Source organism: Nocardia sp. IBHARD005 (genome assembly GCF_052814245.1).
Map to the genome: position 1 here is coordinate 3,481,410 of NZ_CP199935.1, position 23,427 is coordinate 3,504,836.

General features: G+C 68.0%; 19 protein-coding genes. 14 read left to right on the forward strand and 5 right to left on the reverse strand.

Annotation, left to right across the window (positions count from 1 at the left end; all coding sequences use genetic code 11):
- Positions 1-83: 83 nt before the first annotated feature.
- The 4 genes from ACTWPB_RS16205 to ACTWPB_RS16220 form a co-directional block, all read right to left on the reverse strand.
- Positions 84-953, reverse strand: coding sequence for a potassium-transporting ATPase subunit C (locus ACTWPB_RS16205; RefSeq protein WP_446221494.1), 870 nt, complete (start codon positions 951-953; stop codon positions 84-86).
- A 1-nt stretch (position 954) separates the two neighbouring features.
- Positions 955-3,096: a potassium-transporting ATPase subunit KdpB gene (kdpB, locus tag ACTWPB_RS16210; RefSeq protein ID WP_446221495.1), complete on the reverse strand. Its 2,142-nt coding sequence runs from the start codon at positions 3,094-3,096 to the stop codon at positions 955-957.
- 1 nt (position 3,097) lies between these two features.
- On the reverse strand, positions 3,098-4,768 hold the full coding sequence (kdpA, locus tag ACTWPB_RS16215) for a potassium-transporting ATPase subunit KdpA (RefSeq protein WP_446221496.1): 1,671 nt from the start codon (positions 4,766-4,768) through the stop codon (positions 3,098-3,100).
- An 83-nt stretch (positions 4,769-4,851) separates the two neighbouring features.
- Positions 4,852-4,935: a potassium-transporting ATPase gene (locus tag ACTWPB_RS16220; protein WP_067449012.1), complete on the reverse strand. Its 84-nt coding sequence runs from the start codon at positions 4,933-4,935 to the stop codon at positions 4,852-4,854.
- Between the two features lie 293 nt (positions 4,936-5,228).
- On the opposite strand from ACTWPB_RS16220, the gene ACTWPB_RS16225 reads away from it, so the two are divergent.
- The 10 genes from ACTWPB_RS16225 to smc all read left to right on the forward strand — a co-directional run bounded on the left by ACTWPB_RS16225 (position 5,229) and on the right by smc (position 16,497).
- Positions 5,229-5,384 (forward strand): hypothetical protein, encoded by a 156-nt coding sequence (locus ACTWPB_RS16225; RefSeq protein ID WP_446221497.1) that lies wholly within the window; start codon positions 5,229-5,231, stop codon positions 5,382-5,384.
- Positions 5,381-7,891, forward strand: coding sequence for an ATP-binding protein (locus ACTWPB_RS16230; RefSeq protein WP_446221498.1), 2,511 nt, complete (start codon positions 5,381-5,383; stop codon positions 7,889-7,891). The genes ACTWPB_RS16225 and ACTWPB_RS16230 overlap by 4 nt, the downstream gene beginning before the upstream one ends.
- A gap of 115 nt (positions 7,892-8,006) precedes the next feature.
- Positions 8,007-8,684: a response regulator gene (locus tag ACTWPB_RS16235; protein WP_379292713.1), complete on the forward strand. Its 678-nt coding sequence runs from the start codon at positions 8,007-8,009 to the stop codon at positions 8,682-8,684.
- A gap of 149 nt (positions 8,685-8,833) precedes the next feature.
- Complete coding sequence (locus tag ACTWPB_RS16240; protein WP_446221499.1) at positions 8,834-9,277, forward strand: OsmC family protein; 444 nt, start codon at positions 8,834-8,836, stop codon at positions 9,275-9,277.
- The gene (locus ACTWPB_RS16245) at positions 9,274-9,609 is read left to right on the forward strand and encodes an acylphosphatase (protein ID WP_378912433.1); all 336 of its coding nucleotides are present in this window, start codon (positions 9,274-9,276) and stop codon (positions 9,607-9,609) included. The genes ACTWPB_RS16240 and ACTWPB_RS16245 overlap by 4 nt, the downstream gene beginning before the upstream one ends.
- Before the next feature lie 31 nt (positions 9,610-9,640).
- Positions 9,641-10,450, forward strand: a complete 810-nt coding sequence (locus ACTWPB_RS16250; RefSeq protein ID WP_446221500.1) for a hypothetical protein — start codon at positions 9,641-9,643, stop codon at positions 10,448-10,450.
- Entirely contained in the window at positions 10,451-11,614 is a 1,164-nt protein-coding gene (locus tag ACTWPB_RS16255) for a glutathionylspermidine synthase family protein (protein WP_446221501.1), read from the forward strand.
- Positions 11,615-11,649: 35 nt separating this feature from the next.
- A complete protein-coding gene (locus ACTWPB_RS16260) occupies positions 11,650-12,105 on the forward strand; it encodes a DUF350 domain-containing protein (RefSeq protein ID WP_446221502.1) in 456 nt (151 codons plus the stop codon).
- An 88-nt stretch (positions 12,106-12,193) separates the two neighbouring features.
- Positions 12,194-12,637 (forward strand): DUF1707 SHOCT-like domain-containing protein, encoded by a 444-nt coding sequence (locus ACTWPB_RS16265; RefSeq protein WP_446221503.1) that lies wholly within the window; start codon positions 12,194-12,196, stop codon positions 12,635-12,637.
- 233 nt (positions 12,638-12,870) lie between these two features.
- Positions 12,871-16,497, forward strand: a complete 3,627-nt coding sequence (gene smc / locus ACTWPB_RS16270) for a chromosome segregation protein SMC (protein WP_446221504.1) — start codon at positions 12,871-12,873, stop codon at positions 16,495-16,497.
- A 196-nt stretch (positions 16,498-16,693) separates the two neighbouring features.
- On the opposite strand, the gene ACTWPB_RS16275 is transcribed toward smc, so the two are convergent.
- Positions 16,694-17,083, reverse strand: a complete 390-nt coding sequence (locus ACTWPB_RS16275) for a DUF2237 family protein (protein WP_120041702.1) — start codon at positions 17,081-17,083, stop codon at positions 16,694-16,696.
- Between the two features lie 154 nt (positions 17,084-17,237).
- On the opposite strand from ACTWPB_RS16275, the gene ftsY reads away from it, so the two are divergent.
- The 4 genes from ftsY (at position 17,238) to ACTWPB_RS16295 (ending at position 23,356) form a co-directional block, all read left to right on the forward strand.
- Positions 17,238-18,794, forward strand: a complete 1,557-nt coding sequence (ftsY, locus tag ACTWPB_RS16280) for a signal recognition particle-docking protein FtsY (RefSeq protein WP_446221505.1) — start codon at positions 17,238-17,240, stop codon at positions 18,792-18,794.
- 364 nt (positions 18,795-19,158) lie between these two features.
- The gene (locus ACTWPB_RS16285) at positions 19,159-20,475 is read left to right on the forward strand and encodes an ammonium transporter (RefSeq protein ID WP_446226365.1); all 1,317 of its coding nucleotides are present in this window, start codon (positions 19,159-19,161) and stop codon (positions 20,473-20,475) included.
- A gap of 5 nt (positions 20,476-20,480) precedes the next feature.
- Positions 20,481-20,819, forward strand: coding sequence for a P-II family nitrogen regulator (locus ACTWPB_RS16290; protein WP_110036141.1), 339 nt, complete (start codon positions 20,481-20,483; stop codon positions 20,817-20,819).
- A 92-nt stretch (positions 20,820-20,911) separates the two neighbouring features.
- Positions 20,912-23,356, forward strand: a complete 2,445-nt coding sequence (locus tag ACTWPB_RS16295; RefSeq protein WP_446221506.1) for a [protein-PII] uridylyltransferase — start codon at positions 20,912-20,914, stop codon at positions 23,354-23,356.
- The last annotated feature ends 71 nt before the right edge of the window (positions 23,357-23,427 follow it).

Here is a 23,427-nt window from a genome sequence, read left to right on the forward strand (position 1 = left end):
GTCTTTTGCTCTGGTCACAGACGAGGATTAGCGCAGAAAGACGAACGGGGCCGGATCCGTTGGGCCGGCCCCGATCGCTGTGTTCAGCCCAGGAACGGGTAGCGGGCGTCGAGATCGAGGTTGAGTTCGACGACGTTCACCCGCGGCTCTCCGAGGAATCCGAGCGTGCGCCCGTCGGTGTGCGCGTCGAGCAGTTCGCGCACCTGGGTGGTGGTGATGCCGCGTGCCTTCGCCACCCGCTCGACCTGGATGGTCGCGTATTCGGGGGAGATGTGCGGGTCGAGTCCGCTGCCGCTCGCGGTGACCGCGTCGGCGGGGACGGCCGCCTCGGCCGGTGCGTCACCGAGGATCGGGATGATCCGTCCGACGGAGTAGTCCTCGCCCTCCTTCGCGCACTCCACCGCGACGCCGCGGAACGTGCTCAGGAACGGCTGCGCGGGGCAGAGTTCGTTGACGCTGACCACCTGCACCGGCCGCGACACATCGCCGTCGGCATTACGCGGACCGATCACCGAGAGCACCGCGCCCACACCGTCTTTCGTGCAGAACTGCCGGGTGCCGTCGACCCCCTCACGGTCGCCGACCTCCTTCGAGCGGGTGCACACGGTGGTGAGCAGGCTGGCGCGGTCGGCGGTGTCGACGATGTCTTCCGGGCCGAGATTGCTCGCGGCGGTGGACAGCGGGTCGTAGCCGTCGCCCGCGGCCGACGGGCGGCTCTGGAAGTACTGCGCGATGGCGTTGCCGTCGGCGTCGGCGAACGATTGCCCGATCAGGCTGGAGCCCAGCAGTTTTCCGTCCCGCTCGATGAGCGAACCGTCGGCTCGCTCGCTGAGCCCCGGCAGCTGGGCGATCGCGAATACGGCTACGGGATAAACGATTCCGGTGATCGCGGTCAACACGAGCAGGGCGCGCAGGGCGGCCAGGTGCTGGCGGATCCAGGTTGACATGCGCATTTCAGGACATCCCGGGGAGGAGTTGGACGAGCAGGTCGATGATCTTGATGCCGACGAACGGGGCGATGATGCCGCCGAGGCCGTAGATCGTCAGGTTGCGGCTCAACAGTGTCGAGGCATTGCTCGCCCGGTAGTTGACACCGCGCAGCGCCAGCGGAATGAGCGCCACGATGATGAGCGCGTTGAAGATGACCGCGGACAGGATCGCCGACTGCGGACTGGCCAGGCGCATGATGTTCAGCGCGTCCAGGCCGGGGAACAGCACCACGAACAGCGCGGGAATGATCGCGAAGTACTTGGCGATGTCGTTGGCGATGGAGAACGTGGTGAGCGCGCCACGAGTGATCAGCAACTGCTTGCCGATCTCGACGATCTCGATCAACTTGGTCGGGTCCGAGTCCAGATCGACCATGTTGCCCGCCTCTTTGGCGGCCGAGGTGCCGGTGTTCATGGCCACGCCCACGTCGGCCTGCGCGAGCGCGGGGGCGTCGTTGGTGCCGTCGCCGGTCATCGCTACCAGGCGGCCGCCGTCCTGTTCGGACTTGATCAGGGCGAGCTTGTCCTCCGGGGTGGCTTCGGCGAGGAAGTCGTCCACGCCTGCCTCGTCGGCGATCGCCTTGGCGGTCAGCGGATTGTCGCCGGTGATCATCACCGTGCGGATGCCCATGCGGCGCATCTCGTCGAAGCGTTCCCGCATCCCTTGTTTGACCACGTCTTTGAGGTGGATGACACCCACAAGGCGTGGGGTGCCGTCCTTGACCTCGCCGACTACCAGCGGCGTGCCGCCGGAGGCGGAGATCCCGTCGACGATCACCGCGGCCTGCGCGGGGATCGAACCGCCCTGGGCGCGAACCCATTCCGTCACGGCACCGGCTGCCCCCTTGCGCAGCTGGTGCCCGTCGGCGAGGTCGACACCCGACATGCGGGTCTGCGCGGTGAACGCCACCCAGGTGGCGCCCGGCAGTTCACCCGCGCTGCGTTCGCGCTTGTTGAACACCTCCTTGGCGAACACGACGATCGAGCGACCCTCGGGGGTTTCGTCGGCGAGGCTGGACAGTTGCGCCGCGTCGGCCAGCTCGTCGTCGAGAATCCCTGGGACAGGGATGAATTCGGCGGCTTGCCGGTTGCCGAGGGTGATGGTGCCGGTCTTGTCGAGCAGCAGGGTGTTCACATCGCCCGCGGCCTCCACCGCGCGACCCGACATCGCCAGCACATTGCGCTGTACGAGCCGGTCCATGCCCGCGATGCCGATGGCCGAGAGCAACGCGCCGATGGTGGTCGGGATGAGGCAGACCAGCAGCGAGACCATCACGATGCCGGTGATGCCGTGCGCGTCCAGTGCCGAGGTATCCGGCACGCCGGGGTTGTTCGACTTGGCGAAGATGGCCAGCGGCTGCAGGGTGGTCACCGCGAACACGAAGATGATCGTGAGCGCGGCCAGCAGGATGTTGAGCGCGATCTCGTTCGGCGTCTTCTGCCTGCTCGCACCCTCCACGAGCGCGATCATCTTGTCGATGAAGCTGGCGCCGGGTTCCTGGGTGATCCGCACGACGATCCGGTCCGAGAGCACCGTGGTGCCGCCGGTGACGGCCGAGCGGTCGCCGCCGGATTCCCGGATCACGGGCGCGGATTCCCCGGTGATGGCCGATTCGTCCACCGAGGCGATGCCTTCGACGACGTCACCGTCGCCGGGGATGATCTGGCCCGCCTCGACGACGACGTAGTCGCCGCGACGCAGTTCGGGGGCCGCGACGCGTTCCTCGACGATGCGCCCACCCGGTGTCCAGTCGGCCAGACGCCGGGCGATGGTGTCGGTCTTGGCTTTTCGCAGCGAGTCGGCCTGCGCCTTGCCGCGCCCTTCCGCGACGGCCTCGGCCAGATTCGCGAAAACGACGGTGAGCCAGAGCCAGGCCACGATCGCCCAGGCGAAGAAGCTCGGGTCGGCGATGGCGAGGACGGTCGACCACACGGCGCCGATCTCGACGATCAGCATCACCGGGTTCTTCCACAGCGTGCGCGGATCGAGCTTGCGTACGGCGTCGGGAAGGGACGTGAGCAGCAGCTTCGGGTCGAGGACGCCGCGTTGCACGCCCTTGGTGCGGTGTTCGGGCCGCGGTGCGGTTTCTAGTGTGGGAGTAGCCATTTCAGTGGATTCCTTCGGCGAGCGGCCCGAGTGCGAGAGCGGGCAGGAAGGTGAGCGCGACCAGGATCACCGTCACACCGACGACCATGCCGACGAACTGCGGCCGATGCGTCGGCAGCGTGCCGATCGACGCGGGAGTGGTGCCCTGCTGAGCCAGCGAACCGGCCAGCGCCAGCACGACGATGATCGGCAGGAACCGGCCGAACAGCATCGCGAGGCCGAGCGCGGTGTTGTACCACTCGGTGTTGCCGGTGAGACCGGCGAAGGCGGAGCCGTTGTTGTTGGCCGCGGAGGTGAAGGCGTACAGCACCTCCGACATGCCGTGCGGTCCGCCGTTGAGCATGCTCGCTCGTTGCCCCGGCAACGCCATGGCCAGCGCGGTGCCGATCAGCACGATCAGCGGGCTCACCAGGAAATACGTCGCGGCCAGCTTGATTTCGCGTGGGGTGATCTTCTTGCCGAGGTATTCCGGGGTGCGTCCGACCATCAGGCCCGCAACGAACACCGTGATCACGGCGAGGATCAACATGCCGTACAGACCGGAGCCGACACCGCCGGGCGCCACCTCGCCGAGCTGCATGTTGAACATCGTCATCATGCCGCCGAGGCTGGTGTAGGAATCGTGGAACGAGTTCACCGCACCCGTCGAGGTGAGGGTGGTCGCCCCGGCGAAGGTGGCCGAATCGGCAACGCCGAAACGGGTTTCCACGCCTTCCATCGACGCGCCGATCGCGGTCGGTACCGTGCCGTGGTGCTGGAGCTGGAACAGGTTGGTCAGCGAGATGCCGGCCAGGGCGATCGTGCCCATCACCGCCACGATCGCGTAGCCCTGCTTGGTGGAACCGACCATCCGGCCGAAGGTGCGCGGCAGTGAGAACGCGATCACCATCAGCAGGAAGATCTCGAGGAAGTTCGTCCAGGTGTTCGGGTTCTCGAACGGGTGCGCGGAGTTCGCGTTGTAGAAGCCGCCGCCGTTGGTGCCGAGCTCCTTGATGACTTCCTGGCTCGCCACCGGACCGCCGGTGATCGTCTGTTCGGCGCCGCCGATGGTCTGCGCGACCTGATCGTGGCTGTGGAAATTCTGGATCACGCCGCCCGCGACCAGCACGATCGCGAAGACGAACGCCAGCGGCAGCAGAATGCGCAGGGTGCCGCGCACCAGGTCGACCCAGAAGTTGCCGAGGTCGCCGGTGTGGCGGCGGGCGAAGCCACGCACCAGCGCCACCGCCACCGCCATGCCGACAGCCGCGGAGACGAAGTTCTGCACCGCGAGACCGGCCATCTGCACCAGGTGCCCCTGGGTGGATTCACCGGAATAGTTCTGCCAGTTGGTGTTGGTGACGAAGCTGACCGCGGTGTTCCACGCGAGCGCGGGGGTCATCTCGGTGCCGGGATCGTTGAGGTGCAGTGGCAGTGCGCCCTGGACCAGCTGGAAGAAGAACAGCAACAGCACGCTGACCGCCGAGAACGCCAGCACGCTGCGGGCGTAGACGGGCCAGGTCTGCTCGACCTCGGGCTTGGCGCCGATGGCGCGGAAGATCAGCCGCTCGACGCGGGAGTACTTGTCGCTGCTGTAGACCCGGTACATGTAGTCGCCGAGCGGTACGTGCACCAGGGCCAGCGCGAGAACCAGGGCCGCCACGAAGACGATCCCCGCAGTAGTCGTGTTCACCTAGAACCTCTCGGGGAAGAGCAGCGCCGCGATCATGAAGACGGCGACTCCGACAGCCAGCGCGAGACCGGCAAGGTTCGCGATCACAGCTTCTCCACCCCTCGCTGGATCAGGCCCAGCAGCGCGAAGATCGCCACGGTGAGCACCGTGAACACCACGACAGACATTTTCAACCTCCTTGTGCTCCGAGGTGGAGCACCTAGGTGAGTGAAACGCCGGATCGCGGTTCGGCGTGGCTTCCTTACGACTCCTTAGCGCCCGGCGGCCCGGCCTTTGCGCAATGTTGACGCGGCGGGGTGGGCGACGGGTGTGAGGATGCCGTCAAAGCGGGCCCGATAGCCGTCAACACACCGTAAAGATCGAGATCAGGCGTTTGTTCGCGCGGTAGAAAGTTGGCACCGGCAGGCGAACGGCGTCCCCGGTTCCCTTGTGCACGGAAAGTGAGATCGCGGTGTCGGTAGTGACCCTTGCGGTGATCTTCGGTTTTGTCGGATCGTTGCTGCTGATCCGGGTGCTCGGTCGGCTGAACACCTCGCACACGCCGATGGTGACGGTCGGCGTGTTGCCGGTGCGACCTACAGTCGAGGCTCGGCGACACGCGATGATAGACAGGTGAAACGCGGACAACTGCGCATCTATCTCGGTGCGGCGCCGGGCGTGGGCAAGACCTACGCCATGCTCGGCGAAGCGCACCGGCGGCTCGAGCGCGGCCGTGATGTGGTGGCCGCGCTGGTCGAGACGCACGGCCGCGCGAAGACCGCGCAACTGCTCGACGGCATCGAACGGATCCCGACCAAGCTGGTCGGCTATCGGGGGACCGAGCTGCCCGAACTCGATGTCGACGCGGTGCTCGCGCGCAAGCCCGCCGTGGTGCTCGTCGACGAGCTCGCGCACACCAACGCGCCGGGCAGCGTGCACGAAAAGCGCTGGCAGGACATCGAACAACTCCTCGACGCCGGCATCGATGTCATCTCGACGGTGAACGTGCAACACCTCGAGAGCCTCAACGATGTGGTCGCCCAGATCACCGGGATCGAGCAGCGCGAGACGGTGCCCGATGCGGTGGTGCGTGGGGCCGATCAGGTGGAGCTGGTCGATCTCACGCCGGAAGCATTGCGGCGCAGGCTGTCGCACGGAAATGTGTACGCGGCGGACAAGGTGGATGCCGCGCTTCGCAACTACTTCCGGCCCGGAAATCTCACCGCGCTCCGGGAACTCGCACTGCTCTGGCTGGCCGATCAGGTCGACGCCGCGCTCGCCGAGTACCGGGCCGACCACAAGATCACCGAGCTGTGGGAGGCGCGCGAACGGGTCGTCGTCGCGGTCACCGGCGGGGCGGAATCGGAGACGGTCGTGCGCCGGGCGGGGCGGATCGCGTCCAAGTCCAGCGCCGATCTCGTGGTGGTGCACGTGGTTCGTGGCGACGGGCTCGCCGGTGTGTCGACGCAGCGGATGGTTCGGCTGCGTGAACTCGCGGCCGGGCTCGGTGCCTCGCTGCACACCGTGACCGGCGACGATGTGCCGGGCGCGCTGCTGGAATTCGCGCGGGAGGTCAACGCGACGCAGCTGGTGCTCGGGACCTCGCGACGGTCGCGGTGGGCGCGGATGCTCGACGAGGGCATCGGGTCCACGGTGGTGCAGCGTTCGGGCAAGATCGACGTCCACATGGTGACCCATGAGCAGGCCAACCAGGGTGTGCGCCGCAACCCGCTGCGCGTCCGTCAGCCGCTGTTCGCCTGGATCGCCGCACTGCTGGTGCCGGTGCTGGTGAGCCTGGTCTGCTGGGCGACGCTCGACGGATTCCTCGAACTCGGCGGGCTCAGCGCGATGTTCTTCGTCGGTGTCGTCGCGGTCGCGCTGCTCGGCGGTGTCGTGCCCGCCATGGTGTCGGCGCTGCTGTCGGGGCTGCTGCTGAACTGGTTCTTCACCTCACCGCGCTACAGCCTCACCATCGCCGAACCGGACAACTTCGTCACCGTGGTGGTGCTGCTGATCGTGGCGGTCGCGGTCGCCGCGCTGGTCGATGTCGCGGCGAAGCGAACCAGGCAGGCGCGCAAGGCGTCTCGTGAAGCCGAACTGCTCACGTTGTTCGCCGGCGCGGTGCTGCACGGCGCCGACCTGCCGAGTCTGCTGGAACAGGTGCGTGAGGCGTACGGCCAGCGGGCGGTGAGCATGCTGTGCGGTGACGTGGTGGTCGCCGAGGTCGGCACGGATCCACCGCGACGTCCCGACGATGCCCAGACAGTCATCGAAGCAGGCGACACGACGAGCCTGCTGCTGCTGGCCGGGCATCCACTCGACCCGGGGGAGCGGCCGGTGCTCAACGCGGTGGCCAATCAAGCCGCCGGGCTGGTCCGGCAGGAACGGCTCGCCGAAGAAGCCAGTGCCGCGGCGGCGTTGCTGGAGGCCGATCGGTTGCGCCGGGCACTGCTCTCGGCAGTCAGCCACGACCTGCGCACGCCGTTGGCGGGTGCGAAGGCCGCCGTGTCGAGTCTGCGCAGCGACGATGTGGAGTTCTCCGCCGAGGACACCGGCGAACTGCTCGAGGCGATCGAGGAATCCGTCGACCAGCTGACCGCGCTGGTCGGCAACCTGCTCGATTCGTCGCGCCTGGCCGTCGGTGTGGTGAGCCCGCAATTGCGGCAGGTCTACATGGACGAGGCGGTGCACCGCGCGCTGGTGAGCGTCGGGATGGGCGCACGGGGATTGCGGCGCGCGGCGATGGACCGGGTGAAAGTCGAGGTCGGTGAGGTGTCGGTACTCGCCGACAGCGGTCTTCTCGAACGCGTGCTGGCGAACCTGCTCGATAACGCGCTGCACCACTCCGGTCGTGACACCCCCGTTCGTGTCACCGCCGAACACGTTGGCGACCGGGTGTCGATCGCGGTTGTCGACACCGGACGCGGCGTCCCCGCGGGCACCGAGGAGGACCTGTTCGAGCCGTTCCAGCGTCTCGGCGACCGGGACAACACCACCGGCGTCGGACTCGGCCTCTCGGTCGTGCGCGGTTTCGTCGAGGCGATGGGCGGTACCGTCCACGCCGAACCCACCCCGGGCGGCGGTCTGACCATGCTGGTAGACCTGCCCGCCCCCTGCACAGGAAACAACGATGCCGACAAGTGAGCACATGGGTAACTCCGGGGGAACCGGCGAACCCGCTGCTACGCACAAACCGCCGCCCGCCCGCACGACGGCCCTCCCACCTGAGTCCGGCCAAAATACGCGGAGTGGCGGAGCAGTGAAGGTTTTGGTGGTCGACGACGAGCCGCAGATCGTGCGGGCGTTGCGGATCAATCTGTCGGTGCGTGGCTACGAGGTGATCACCGCGGGCAATGGTGCCGCCGCGCTGCGTGCCGCCGCCGAGAAGCATCCCGATGTGGTGATTCTCGATCTCGGGCTGCCCGATATGGATGGCATCGAGGTGCTTGCGGGCCTGCGTGGTTGGAGTAGCGCGCCGGTACTGGTGCTCTCGGCGCGCACCGACTCCGCTGACAAGGTCGAGGCGCTCGATGCGGGGGCCGACGACTACGTCACCAAGCCGTTCGGGATGGACGAGTTGCTGGCCCGGTTGCGTGCGGCGGTTCGGCGTGGGGCCGCTGATGCCGGCAGCGACGACCCGGTGGTCGTGACCGATTCCTTCACCGTCGACCTGGCCGCGAAGAAGGTCACCAAGCAGGGCGTGGCCGTGCACCTCACGCCCACCGAGTGGGGAATGCTCGAGATGCTGGTGCGCAATCGCGGAAAACTGGTGGGGCGCAAGGAATTACTGCGCGAGGTGTGGGGTCCGGCCTATGCGACCGAGACCCATTACCTGCGCGTCTACCTCGCGCAGCTGCGACGCAAACTCGAGGACGATCCGGCGAACCCGCGCCATCTGCTCACGGAGGCGGGGATGGGCTATCGCTTCCAAGAATGAGCGTCTACCCGTGATCTCGCGAGTACATGGGTAACTCACCGGGAACGCCCAGAACTCGGCCGCGTACGTACGCAAGACCGGGACGTGACTTTCGCGGCAGTTACCGGACGGCATGAGTCGCGCAGAGGCGGACATGCCAGGATCAAGGCATGGCTGAGCAGATCGCACCCGTGAACAACGTCCCCACCGAACTGTGGGTCGAGCGCACCGGAACCCGTGCCTACACCGGGCGCAGTAACCGCGGCGCGGAGGTGTTGATCGCCTCCCAGGGTGTTCCCGGCGCCTTCACTCCCGGTGAGCTGCTCAAGATCGCGCTCGCCGGGTGCACCGGGCTCAGTTCGGACCTGCCGTTGTCGCGTCGCCTCGGCGACGAGTTCGACGCCACCATCCGCGTCTCCGGCGATGCCGACCGCGAGAACGAGCTCTACCCGCAGCTCGACGAGGTCCTCGAACTCGACCTGTCCGAACTCGACGAGGCCGCCCGCGAACGACTACTGGTCACCGTGCAGCGCGCCGTCGACAAGGTGTGCACTGTGGGCCGCACGCTCAAGGTGGGCACGAAGGTGACGTTGACGTTCAACATCGACGCATGAGTGAGGAGCCGGTTCGGCTGAGTGCGTGGGTGCACGGGTATGTGCAGGGCGTGGGGTTTCGGTGGTGGACGCGGTCGCGCGCACTGGAACTCGGGCTGGTCGGCTACGCGCGCAACCACCGCGACGGACGCGTCCATGTTGTTGCCGAAGGGCCGCGAACGGCGGGCGAGAAATTGCTGGAACTGCTACGGTCCGGCGAGGCGCCCGATAGTTCGCAACCCGTCGGGCACGTGAGACATGCTCTGTCCGGGCCGGCTCCCGGGCGGGTAGACCTGGTTGTGGAAAGCTGGGAGCCCGCGCGGGGCGACATGACGGGATTCGAGGAGCGCTAGTGGTGACTTCGGGGGCTAGGGGGCGGCAGCGGTGAGCACACAGAACCCTGGACCGCCCGATCGACCGGAACAACCCTCGAACGGCGAGCCGGACAGGTCCCCGTGGACGCCACCCGATCCCGGCGCGGGATCGTCCGCACCGGATCCGAGTTCGACACCGTCCGACCCGAACGCCGGTGCGACACCCGCGGGTCAGGGAGCGACACCAGCCGGGGCGTCCACGCCCGACCCGAGCACAGGGGCGACGCCGCCTGTTTTCGGCGCGGGCGGGCATCCCGTCGACCCGCAGCGTCCCGGTCGGATGGCCAGGCAGGAACCCGGCGTCACCCAGCCGCGTCCGCCGACCGTCGGCGAAGCGCGTGCCAGAGATAAGGCCCGCAGGCAAGCCGAAGCGGCCGAGCGGGCGGCGGCCGCGGCGGCCGAGGAGAAGCGGCGCAACCGCAAACGCGTGATGATCGGCGGTGTCGCGATCGTCGGCGTCGCCGCGCTCGTCGGCGGTGGCTACCTCGCCTACCGGGCGATCACCGCACCCGACCAGGTGACGGCCTCGTGCGTGCAGATCGATGAGAACGGGCAGGAAGTCGTTGTCCCCGATGAGAACTGCGGCGACGGCAAGAGCAATTTCCGCAGTGACGGCTCCGGCGGCGGACACGGCGGCGGACTGCTGATTCTGGGCTGGCCGCAGTACCGCTACCACTACGGCGGCACACCGACGATCGGCCGGCCACCGACGGGTGGCACCTCGGTGAAACCGCGCAATGCCGAGATCAAGACCAAGAGTGGCACCACGGTGCAGCGCGGCGGACTCGGCAGCAAGTCGACTGGGGGGAGTGGGTCGTAGATGCGGCGCAACACGAGCACACCACGCCAGGACTGGCAGCAGATCGTCGAAAAGCAGGGTCTGGTTTACGGCGCACCGGGGCGCGATGCCAGCGGTCAGCCGCGGCCGTACTGGGACGAGTCGGTGCACTACGAGTTCTCGATGGACGAGATCCTCGCGCTGGAAGCCGATGTGGAACTGCTGCAGTCGATGTGCCTGCACGCGGTCGAACACGTGGTACTCACCGAGCGCTTCGCCGATTTCGGTCTGCCGGAATGGACGTGGGGCCCGATCGCCGAATCCTGGCGTCGCAGTGACCCTTACGTGTACGGCCGCTTCGACCTGCGCTATGACGCGCGGCGCCCGGCCAAGCTGCTGGAATACAACGCCGACACCCCCACCTCGCTGCTCGAGGCCGCGATCATCCAGTGGCACTGGTTGCAGCAGGTGTATCCCGGTGGCGACCAATGGAATTCGCTGCACGAGAAACTGGTGGAGCGCTGGACCGAACTGCGCGGCGTGCTGCCCGGTACCGAACTGCACTTCACCTGGTCGGGTGCCGACGCGACCGGTGAGGACAACGTCACCACCGCCTATATGCAGGAGACGGCGGCCGAAGCCGGTTTCGACACGGTCGCGCTGCCGATCGAGGAAGTCGGTTTCGATACCGAGCTGAACCGGTTCGTCGATCTGGCCGAGGCGCCGATCGAGGCGATGTTCAAGCTGTATCCGTGGGAGTGGATCGTCGACGACGATTTCGGCAAGCGCGTCGTCGGTAGCCTGCCCGCGACCGCGTGGATCGAACCGCTGTGGACCACGCTGCTGAGCAACAAGGCGATCCTGGCGATCCTGTGGGAGATGTATCCCGGCCACCCGAATCTGTTGCCCGCCTACCTCGACAACCCGCACGAGCTCACCGAATACATTCGCAAACCCAAGCTCGGCCGCGAGGGCGCGAACATGACCATCGTCGGCCCCGGCATGGAGACCGCGACCGGCGGCGTCTACGGCGCCGAGGGTTTCGTCTACCAATTGCTCGACCCGCTACCGGAATTCGACGGGATGCGCCCGGTGCTCGGCGCCTGGGTCGTGGGTGACACCGCGGCCGGGCTCGGCATTCGCGAGACCGCCGGCCTGATCACCGATGACGGCGCCGCGTTCGTGCCGCACCGCATCGTCGACTGACACCTGACCTCACAACACAGTTCGAAAGGACCACGATGACCGCCCTCGCCCTGGAATCGGGTTATTGGAGTGCGCTCGGTGAAGGCGTCGGCGCCATCATCCTGTACTGCCTGATCGGCCTCGTGCTGATGCTGATCGGCTTCTTCGCCATCGATCTGACCACGCCCGGCAAGCTGCGCGACCTGGTGGTGGCGGGCAAGCCGAACGCGATCATCGTCTCGGCGGCCGGAATGATCAGCATGGCGTTCATCGTCGTGTTCGCGGTGCTGGCCACCGGCGGCAGCGGCAAGCTGTCGGAAGGGCTGATCGCGGCGATCGTGTTCGGCCTGGTAGGCATCATCGCGCAGGTGATCTCGGTGCGGGTGATCGAGAAGGTCACCGGCGTCGACATCGGCCGCACGCTGCACGCCGAGACCTACACCCCCGAGGTCCTCGTCGTCGCCGCCGCGCACTTCGCGCTCGGTCTCGTGGTGGCTTTCGCCATCCTCTGATCGAGGGTGAGCGGTTGACATCGCACTGTGGAGGGTGGACGCTGGAAACCAGCACTCCATCGTGGATGTTGACCGAGAGGACGTCGGCATGGATATCACCCCGGGTACGCGCGCGTCCGACGCCGAACGCAACGCCATCGTCGCCCAGCTGGGTACGCATCTGGCCGACGGCAGGCTCGACCTGGGCGAATACGACCAGCGCGTGGCCAAGGTCTACGCGACCACCACGCGCGACGAACTAGCCGTCGTCCTGTCCGATCTGCCGCCGCTCACGAAACAGCAGCAGGCCGCGGCGCCCGCCGAACGCAAGTCCGGTACGCGCTTCCCGATCTGGCAGCGCATCGAAGCGGGTAGCTGGCTCGGTGTCAGCGTGATCGTGCTGGTCATCTGGGGCCTGATCTCGCTGACCGCGGGAGAGCTCACCTACTTCTGGCCGATGTGGGTGATCGGCCCGTGGGGTGCAGTCCTGGTCTTCCGCGTGATCACCGGCTGGGAAGCTGATCCGCCTCTCCGGGATTCTGGCCAGAACTAGGTGCGAGGTACCTCGGCAGGCGGCCGGCGGTTGTGAATCGGGCTGTGTCAGCCGGTGCCCGGTGAGTTACCCATGTACTCGCGAAAGGTGCGGTCATCTTTCCGATAGGCTCTCGTGAGCACATGGGTAACTCACCGGGCACCGGCTACCCGAGCCAACTGCACATCCGTCGGCCGCGTCTCGTGTCTCCTCGCACCTAGGTCTGGCTTGAATTCCCGGAGAGGCGGGCTAGCTTGCATTTGAAGAGTCTCACGTTGAAGGGGTTCAAGTCCTTCGCGTCTGCGACCACTTTGCGCTTCGAACCGGGCATTACCTGCGTCGTCGGGCCGAACGGGTCCGGTAAATCCAATGTCGTCGACGCGCTCTCCTGGGTGATGGGTGAGCAGGGTGCCAAAGCGTTGCGGGGCGGGAAGATGCAGGACGTCATCTTCGCCGGGACCGTCGGGCGGGCACCGCTCGGGCGTGCCGAGGTGACGCTGACCATCGACAACTCCGACGGTGCGCTGCCCATCGACTATGCCGAGGTGTCGATCACCCGGCGTATGTTCCGCGACGGCGCGGGCGAGTACGAGATCAACGGCAGCACCTGCCGGCTGATGGATGTGCAGGAACTGCTGTCGGACTCCGGCATCGGGCGCGAAATGCACGTCATCGTGGGGCAGGGCAGGCTGTCGGCGATCCTGGAATCGCGGCCGGAGGACCGGCGCGCGTTCGTCGAAGAGGCCGCGGGCGTGCTCAAGCACCGCAGGCGCAAGGAGAAAGCGGTCCGCAAGCTCGACGCGATGCAGGCCAACCTCGCCCGGCTCACCGACCTCACCACCGAACTGCGCCGCCAGCTCAAACCGCTCAGCCGCCAGGCCGAGGTCGCCCGCCGCGCGCAGACCGTGCAGGCCGACCTGCGCGACGCCCGGCTGCGCCTGGCCGCCGACGATCTGGTCACCCGCCGTGGCGAACTGGAATCCCAGCTCAGCAAAGAGGCCTACGCCCGCGAACAGCAGATCACGGTGCAGACCGAACTCGACGCCGCCAACGCCGCGCTCGCGCAGCAGGAGTTCCAGCTCTCCCGGCTGAGCCCCAGTGCCGAGGCCGCAGCGCAGACCTGGTTCCAGCTCTCGGCGCTGGCCGAACGGGTGAACGCCACCATCCGCATCGCCAGTGACCGGGCCAGGCACCTGCACACCGAGGCGCCGGTCGGCACCGGACGCGACCCGGAGCAGCTCGAGGCCGAGGCCGACCGGATCGAAGCCGAAGAGGCCGAACTGCGGTACGCGGTCGAGATGGCCACCGAGACCCTCGAAGCCGCGCGTGAAGCCCTCGCCGAGCGTGAGCACGCCGCCAAGGCCGCCGAGCAGGCACACCTGGCGGCCGTGCGCGCGATCGCCGACCGGCGCGAAGGGCTGGCCCGGCTGTCCGGCCAGGTCGACACGTTGCGCACCCGCGCCCAGTCCGTGGACGCCGAGATCGCGCGCCTGTCCGTGGCCATCGCCGACGCCCGCCACCGTGGTGAGACCGCGCAGGTCGAATACGACTCGGTGCAGGACGAACTCGGCGAACTCGACGCCGGGGAAAAGGGACTCGACGCCCAGCACGAACACGCCGTCGCCGCGCAGGGACTGGCCGACGAGCGGGTGCGGGAACTGCGTGAACTCGACCGTGAGGCGAGCAAGCTCGTCGCCCGGCTCGGTGCCCGCATCGAAGCGTTGGGCATGAACCTGGCCCGCAAGGACGGTGCGGCCTGGCTGCTCGAACACGGAGTGAGCGGGCTCGGCGGACGGCTGTCCGGCCTGTTGCACGTGCAGCCCGGATTCGAGGCCGCTGTCGCCGCGCTGCTCGGTCCGCTCGCCGATGCCATCACGGCCGATACCGCGACGACCGCCGACTCGGCGGTGCGGGAATTGCGCAGCGGTGACGGTGGCCGGGTGGCGTTCGTCTTCGCGAGCGGCGCAACGATTCCGGCCGGGCGTTCCGCGTTGCCCGCTGGTGCGCAGTGGCTCGCCGACGTGCTCGAGGGCGACGAGCAGGTGCGGCCCGCGCTGGCGGCGCTCACCGCCGACGTCGTGGTCGTCGACGATCTGGCGACCGCCACCGAGCTCGTCGGCCCGCGCCCGGAGCTTCGGGTGGTCACCCGTGACGGTGATCTGGCCGGTGCGGGCTGGATCGTCGGCGGTTCGGAGCGGATGCCGAGCCAGCTCGAGGTCCAGGCCGAGATCGACACCGCCACAGCGGAATTGGCGGCCGCGCAACGACGGGCCGAGGAGCTGGAGGCGGCGCTGGCCGGAGCGCTGGCCGAACAGGCCGACCGCAAGGACGCCGCCGACCACGCGCTGATGGCGCTGCACGAATCCGATCAGGCGCTGCTGGCGATCTACGACCGGCTGGCCCGCGTCGGGCACAGTGCGCGCGCCGCGCAGACCGAGGGGGAGCGGCTGGCCACCCAGCGCGCGGAAGCCGAAGCGGCGCGGGAGAAGTCGCTGGCCGCACTGGCCGAACTCGAGGACCGGTTGCGGCACGCCGAGATCGAACACGACGGTAGCGACGACAGTGTCGGCGCCGCGAGCACCGAGACCGCGGGGTACGCCCGCGAAGAAGCCGCCGCCGCGCTGGCCGAAGCCCGGACCATGGAGGTCGAAGCGCGCCTGTCCGTGCGCACCTCGGAGGAACGCGCGGAATCCGTTCGTGGCAAAGCGGATTCGCTGCGCAGGGCCGCCCGTGGTGAACGGGAGGCCAGGGCACGCGCCGAACGCGCGCAGGCCGCTCGGCGCCAAGCGGCCGCCGTGGCCGCGGCGGTCGCCGAATCGGGTACCGAGATCAAGCACCAACTCGAGCAGGTGGTGGCCACCGCCGCGGCGCGACGTGACGAATTGGTCCGTCGCCGTGGCGAATGCGCCGCGGCACTGGAACAGGTGAAGGAGCGCGCACGCGCGCTGAATACCCAGCTGGCCCAGCTCACCGATGCCGTGCACCGCGACGAAGTCGCCAAAGCCCAAGCGGCACTGCGCATCGAACAGCTCGAGACGACCATCGCCGAACAGTTCGGCATCGCACTCGCCGACCTCGTCGCCGAATACGGGCCCGACGTGGTGCTGCCGCCCTCGGCGCTGGAGATACACGAATACGAGCAGGCCAAGGAACGCGGCGAACAGGTCAGCGCACCGCAACCGATGCCCTATGACCGGCCCACCCAGGAGCGCCGCGCCAAGCGCGCCGAGAAGGACCTCACCACTCTCGGCAAGGTGAACCCCCTTGCGCTGGAAGAGTTCGCGGCACTCGAGGAGCGCTACACCTTCCTCGCCACCCAGCTCGAAGACGTCAAGAACGCGCGTAAGGACCTGCTCGACGTGGTCGCCGAGGTCGACGCGCGCATCCTTCAGGTGTTCACCGAGGCCTATGCCGACGTGGAACGCGAATTCGTCGGCGTGTTCGGGAAACTGTTCCCCGGCGGCGAGGGCAGGCTGGTGCTCACCGACCCGTCGGACATGCTCACCACCGGCATCGAGGTCGAGGCCCGCCCGCCGGGCAAGAAGGTCAAACGTCTCTCGTTGCTCTCCGGCGGCGAAAAGTCGCTCACCGCAGTGGCTTTGCTCGTCGCGATCTTCCGCGCCCGCCCCTCCCCGTTCTACGTGATGGACGAGGTCGAAGCCGCTCTGGACGACACCAACCTGCGCCGCCTCATCGGCCTGTTCGAGCAGCTGCGCGAGAAGAGTCAGCTGATCGTCATCACCCACCAGAAGCCGACCATGGAGATCGCCGACGCCCTCTACGGCGTGAGCATGCGCGGCGACGGCATCACCCAGGTGATTTCCCAGCGGCTGAACCGAGCCGAGGCCACCGACCCCGACCCGGTATCGGCCGCTGTCTGAGGCCGGGGGCGGCACCCGGGCGGCAGCGCTGTCCCGAAGTCGCCCTCCGGCAACTCGCGGCTGAAATTCGCTGTCAGCGAGGCCGACTCGTGAAGAGCCGGACCGCTGATACGCCACCTGCTCCCCACCGCCGGCCCGACACGGAAATGACAGACCCCCCACGACACGCAGAATTCGAGGGGAGGCGGGCGCGCTCCTACAAGAGGTCGCTGACGTCGTCGGGGACGTCGACGGCGTATTTGCGCAGGATGTCCACCGAGATGACCTCCAGCGCGTTCTCGTGGGTCGCGGCCAGCACCACGGGAGCGGCGACGCCGTCCTCGTGGGCGTGCAACCAGCGGACCGCCACCACACACCAGCGGTCGCCCGGTTGCAGGCCGGGGAAATTGTTCTCTGGGCGGGGGGTGCTGAGGTCGTTGCCGATGGAGGCCTGATGCTCCAGGAATTCCGCCGTCACGACGGTGCACACGGTGTGGCTGCCGAGATCCTCCGGACCGGTGCTGCAGCAGCCGTCCCGGTAGAAGCCCGTGAGAGGATCGGTGCCGCACTCTTCCAGCGGCCCCCCAAGCACGTTTCGATCGGTCACTCCGCCGATCCTATGGGGCAAGCGCCAGAAGTTCCGCAGGACAACGAATCTGTAGTGTTTCCGCCACACCGCGACGCGCCCGGGTACGGCTCGCCGACCTGCCCCGCAGATGCCGCCGACGTGCGGTAACTCCCCGCACGAATAGACTCGCCGGGTGAGTTCGCAAGCGTGGATCCTGATCGCCGCGATCGCCGCCGTCCTGTTGGTGGCGCTCGTCGCGGGTTTCGTCCTGTACAAGCGACGCCAGATTTCGCTGGCACCGCCCGAACCGGACAAGGAGTTGACGGACCGCTCCGGTGGTTACACCGCGTCCGGTGGGTTCAACTTCAGCCAGGGCGGCTCGACGGCCACGTTGCCGAAGCCCGAGCCCATCCCGGAGCGCACCGACACCGACGGCCAACCGCACGTCGGCGACGACGCCGCGATCCCGCGGGACGCCCCGCGTCGTGGCATCACCGATGTTCGGCTGCCCGAGGGCGATGTCGCTCTCGACGAGACCGTGGTGGTCCCCGACGACGCGTCCGGTCTCGACACCGTCGCACCGGCCGAACCGGACACCGAGCCCGCGGCTACCGATTCCGCGCCCACCGACACGGCACCGCCGAAGGCCGCGCCGTCCGACACCGCTGCCACCAAGGCCGCGCCCGCAGGCACGGCGTCGACCGAGGCTCCCAGCGAGCCGCTCACCAAGGCTCCCGCCGTACCGACCACCGAGCCCGCACCAGCTGCCGAGACCGCCCCGGCCGAGGTCGACGCGACCACCACCGCGATCGAAGAGATCGACCCCACCACCGGCCGCCTCGTCCGCCTGCGCGGCCGTCTGGCTCGTTCCCAGAACGCGGTCGGCAAGAGTCTGCTCGGTCTGCTCGGCGGCGGCGACCTCGACGAGGATTCGTGGGAGGAGATCGAAGACACCCTGGTGCTGGCCGATATCGGCACCGCGAGCACCGCGAAGATCGTCGAACGCCTGCGCGAAGAGATGGCCTCGCGCAGCGTGCGCACTCCCGAGCAGGCCCGCACCGCCCTGCGTGACGTGCTCATCGAGGCACTGCGCCCCGAACTCGACCGTTCCATCCATGCCCTCCCGCACGGCGACAAGCCCGCGATCCTGCTCGTTGTCGGCGTCAACGGCACCGGTAAGACCACCACCACCGGCAAACTGGCCCGCGTGCTCGTCGCCGACGGACGCCGCGTGCTGCTCGGCGCCGCCGACACCTTCCGCGCCGCCGCCGCCGATCAGCTGCAGACCTGGGGCGAACGGGTGGGCGCGGAGACCGTGCGCGGTAAAGAGGCCGCCGACCCGGCCGCCGTCGCCTTCGACGCGGTCACCGCGGGTATCGACGGTGGTGTCGACGCGGTCCTCATCGACACCGCGGGCCGCCTGCACACCAAGACCGGCCTGATGGACGAGCTGGGCAAGGTCAAGCGGGTTGTGGAGAAGAAGGGTGAGGTCGACGAGGTGCTGCTGGTCCTCGACGCGACCGTCGGCCAGAACGGCCTGATGCAGGCGCGGGTGTTCGCCGACGTCGTCGACATCACCGGCGTGGTCCTCACCAAGCTCGACGGCACCGCCAAGGGCGGCATCGTGTTCCAGGTGCAGCACGAACTCGGCGTGCCGGTGAAACTCGTCGGCCTCGGCGAGGGTGCCGACGATCTGGCCCCGTTCGAGCCCGGTGCGTTCGTCGATGCCCTGCTCGGTGGTACCGCCTAGCGATTCCAGACGATGCCCGCCCGATCCAGCGATCGGGCGGGCATCGCTGTTTTCCGGGGCTGACAACACTGTTTTCCGGGAAAGCCACGCCAGGCGAATCGCCGCGCGAACTCGCGGCGAATCCCACCTCCGTACCAACCTCACCGTGAGCTGACAGGCTCATGTCAACCACGCGAAACGTGGATGCAACACAACAGCGCTATCCGTTCACTCAGGCGAAACACCACAGCTCAACGGATGAAACACCGAGTGGCGACCCTTCTGTACAGGTCCTTTTGCCGTCATCGGCGAGGCCCGAGATGAGGAGGAAGACAAGGTGGCATTTCCACTGATCGGTACACCGGATACCGGTGATACCGCTTGGATGCTGGCGTCGGCAGCGCTCGTGCTGTTGATGACGCCGGGTTTGGCGTTCTTCTACGGCGGCATGGTCCGTGGCAAGAACGTGCTGAACATGATCATGATGAGCGTCTCCGCGATGGGCCTGGTCACCATCCTGTGGTGTCTATACGGCTTCTCGATGACGTTCGGCGAGGACAAGGGCAACCTGATCGGTGATCCTCTCCAGTACTTCGGTCTGAAGAGCATCTTCGGTGGCACCGCCGCGGATTCGGCGGGCATCCCGCTGTTCACGGCGACCCCGGAGGACCCGACGGCCCCGATCACCGCGGGTATCCCGCTGACGGTCTTCGTCGCCTTCCAGCTCATGTTCGCGATCATCACGGTCGCACTCATCTCGGGCGCGGTCGCTGACCGCCTGAAGTTCGGCTCGTGGCTCGTATTTGCCGGAATCTGGGTCACGGTCGTCTACTTCCCCGTCGCGCACTGGGTCTTCGCCTTCGACGGTTACACCGCTGAGGCCGGTGGCTGGATCGCCAACAACCTCAAGGCGATCGACTTCGCCGGTGGCACCGCGGTCCACATCAACGCCGGCGCCGCCGGTCTGGTCCTGTGCCTCATCCTCGGCAAGCGCAAGGGCTGGCCGAAGACGCCGTTCCGTCCGCACAACCTGCCGTTCGTGATGCTCGGCGCCGGTCTGCTGTGGTTCGGCTGGTACGGCTTCAACGCCGGTTCGGCGCTCGGCGCCAACGGGATCGCCGGTGCCACCTTCCTCACCACCACCATCGCCACCGCCGCCGCGATGATGGCCTGGCTGCTCGTGGAGAAGATCCGCGACGGTCACCCGACCTCGCTCGGCGCTGCCTCGGGCATCGTCGCCGGTCTGGTCGCCATCACCCCGGCTTGTTCCTCGGTGAACGTGGTCGGTGCCCTGGCCATCGGTGTGGTCGCCGGTGCGCTGTGCGCCCTGGCCGTCGGCCTGAAGTTCCGTTTCGGCTTCGACGATTCGCTCGACGTGGTCGGCGTCCACCTGGTCGGTGGTCTGGTCGGCACCTTGATGGTCGGTTTGGTCGCTGCGAGCGAAGCTCCGGCGGGCGTCACCGGCTTGTTCTACGGTGGTGGAGTCGAGCAGTTGAAGCTGCAGGCTGTCGGTGCTTTCGTCGTCTTGGCCTACTCGCTGGTCGCCACGGCCATCATCGCGTACGCGATCAAGTTCACGATCGGCCTGCGCGCCAGTGAAGAGTCCGAGGCTGCGGGCCTTGACGAGGCCGAGCACGCGGAAACCGCATACGATTTCGCTGCTGTGGGTGGCACGGCACGCTCGCTCGTCAAGGAGGCATGACGAACATGAAACTGGTTACGGCAATCGTCAAACCGTTCACGCTCGAAGATGTGAAGACCGGGCTGGAGCAGGCAGGCGTGCTCGGCATGACCGTCAGCGAGGTCCAGGGATACGGCAGGCAGAAGGGCCACACCGAGGTCTACCGCGGTGCCGAGTACTCGGTGGATTTCGTTCCCAAGGTCCGGGTCGAGGTCGTCGTGGACGATGCGTCGGTCGAGAAGGTCGTCGAGGTGATCGTCGAAGCCTCGCGGACCGGCAAGATCGGTGACGGCAAGGTGTGGGTGACCCCGGTGGACACCATCATCCGCGTCCGCACCGGCGAACGCGGAAGCGACGCACTGTAATTCGGTAGGGCACGCACGAGGAATCGATCGAGTGGCGGCCCCGCTCCCACCGGTGAGAATTCAACCGGTCGGGGCGGGGCCGCCCGCATGAAATGGTGGTGTGGGCTGTGGCACAGCGGAACGGCGGTACTCAGAACAACGGAGCGGCGGATCTGGTCAAGGCCAGGGCGCAACTGCTCGACGGAGCGGGCACCCGCAATCCACGGCTCGATCCGGAATCGCTGCGTGAGGCCCTGGTCGACCTGTTCGAACTGTGGCTCACCAGCAAGGGCAACGAACTCGGCATCACCGCCGACAGCGGCCTCGCGGTCGTGGCGGTCGGCGGACTCGGCCGCCGCGAGATGCTGCCGTACTCCGATCTCGACCTCGTGCTGCTGCACGACGACGTCGACCCCAAGGTGGTCTCCGAGGTCGCCGATCAACTCTGGTATCCCCTCTGGGACGCCCACATCAAGCTCGACCACAGCGTGCGCACCGTGCCGCAGGCGCTGCGGGTGGCCGCCGACGACATGATCGCCGCGCTCGGCCTGCTCGAAGCCCGCCACATCGTCGGCGACGAAGATCTCAGCAATCTGCTCATCGGCGGCGTGCGCCGGGAATGGCGCACCGGAATCCGGTCCCGCTTCGATGATCTCATCGCCCAGACCAGCGCACGCTGGCAGCGCAGTGGCGAGATCGCCCACCGCGCCGAACCCGATCTCAAGAACGGTCGCGGCGGGCTGCGCGATATCCAGCTGCTCGACGCGCTCTCGATCGCCCAGCTGACCGACGCCATGCCGGGATTGGGCCCCGAGGTCCCCGGCGGCGGCCTGAAACAGGCACACCGCCGACTCCTCGACGTCCGCACCGAACTGCACCGGGTCGCGGGCCGGGCCCGTGATCAACTGCGCGCCCAGGACGCCGACGAGATCGGCGCCGCGCTGCGCATCGGTGACCGCTTCGATCTCGCCCGGACATTGACCGATTCGGCGCGTACGGTGAGCTATTCGTGCGACGTCGGTCTGCGCACGGCCGCCAACGCGCTACCGCGGCGCGGCCTGGCCAGACTGCGCCGGATGCCGGTGCGCCGACCACTCGATGAGGGGGTGGTCGAGCACTCCGGCGAGGTGGTGCTGGCCAGAGACGCCCGCCCGCAACGCGATCCCGGGCTGATCCTGCGGGTGGCCGCGGCGTCGGCGCAGACCGGGCTGCCGATGTCGGCGACCACGCTCAACCGCCTGTCCGAGGACGCGCCCGAACTGCGCGAACCGTGGCCGAAGGACGCGCTCAACGATCTGCTCGTGCTGCTCGGCGCGGGCCGCGGCAGCATCGACGCGGTCGAGGCACTCGATCGAACGGGCTTGTGGGGCAGGCTCTTTCCCGAATGGGGCGCGGTCCGCGATCTACCGCCGCGCGACGCACTGCACACCTGGACCGTCGATCGGCACCTGATGGAGACGGTCGCCTTCGCGAGTGGGCTGAGCACCAGGGTCGCCCGGCCCGACCTGCTCGCCCTCGGCGCGCTGCTGCACGACATCGGTAAGGGCCGAACGGGCGACCACAGCATCGTCGGTGCCGAACTGGCCACCCACATCGGCCGCAGGCTCGGTCTGTGGCCCTCGGACGTGCGCACCCTCAGCGCGATCGTGCGCCACCACCTGCTGCTGCCCGACACCGCTACCCGGCGCGACCTCGACGATCCGGCGACCGTGCAGCACGTCGCCGACGCGCTCGGCGGTGACGTGGGCCTGCTCGAACTGCTGCACACGCTGGCCGAGGCCGACTCGATGGCCACCGGCCCCGGCGTCTGGGGCGACTGGAAGGCCTCGCTGATCGGCGAACTGGTGCGCCGCTGCCGGCTCGTCATGGCGGGCGAGCCACTGCCGCAACCGGAACCGATCGACCCGGAGCTCTTGGACAAGGCCGCGGCGGGCGGCGTGCACGTGACCCTCGTGCCCGGCGACGGCAAACACACCTTCGCGGTGACGGTGATCGCCCCCGACGAGCCCGGCCTGCTCTCCGACGCCGCCGGTGTCCTGGCGCTGCATGCCCTGCGCGTGCTCTCGGCTTCGCTGGGCAGTGCGGGGGACGCGGCGATCAACACCTTCGTGGTGATGCCGAAATTCGGCGACCCACCGGACGCGGGTCTGCTGCGTCAGGAACTCATCCGGGCCACCACCGGCGCGCTCAACCTGCCGGAAGTGCTGGCCAAACGCGAAGCCGAAGCAGCCGGGACGGGGCCTGGCCGGCACGCACGTGCCGCGCCGCGCCTGATCTGGTCATCTGTCAGCACACCCGGACAGGTGATCCTGGAGCTGCGCGCCGACGATCGGGTCGGTTTGCTGAGCAGGCTGGCCGGTGCCTTCGCCGCGACGGGAGCGAACGTCCGGTGGGCGAAGGTGGTCACGATGGGCTCGGCCGTCGTCGACGCCTTCTCCCTCGAACTGGGCGACGCCGACAGCCCCGCGCTGCGCGACCGCATCGAAAAGGCCGTCCTAGACGTGGTTCCCCGTCCCGCGCCCGCCCCGCCGCCGACCGAATCCGGCGACACCGCTTGACATTGTAAGGACACGGTTTACTCACTGATTGCTATCAGGTTGCTACACAGCGTGCTCGCGGTCCGATAAGT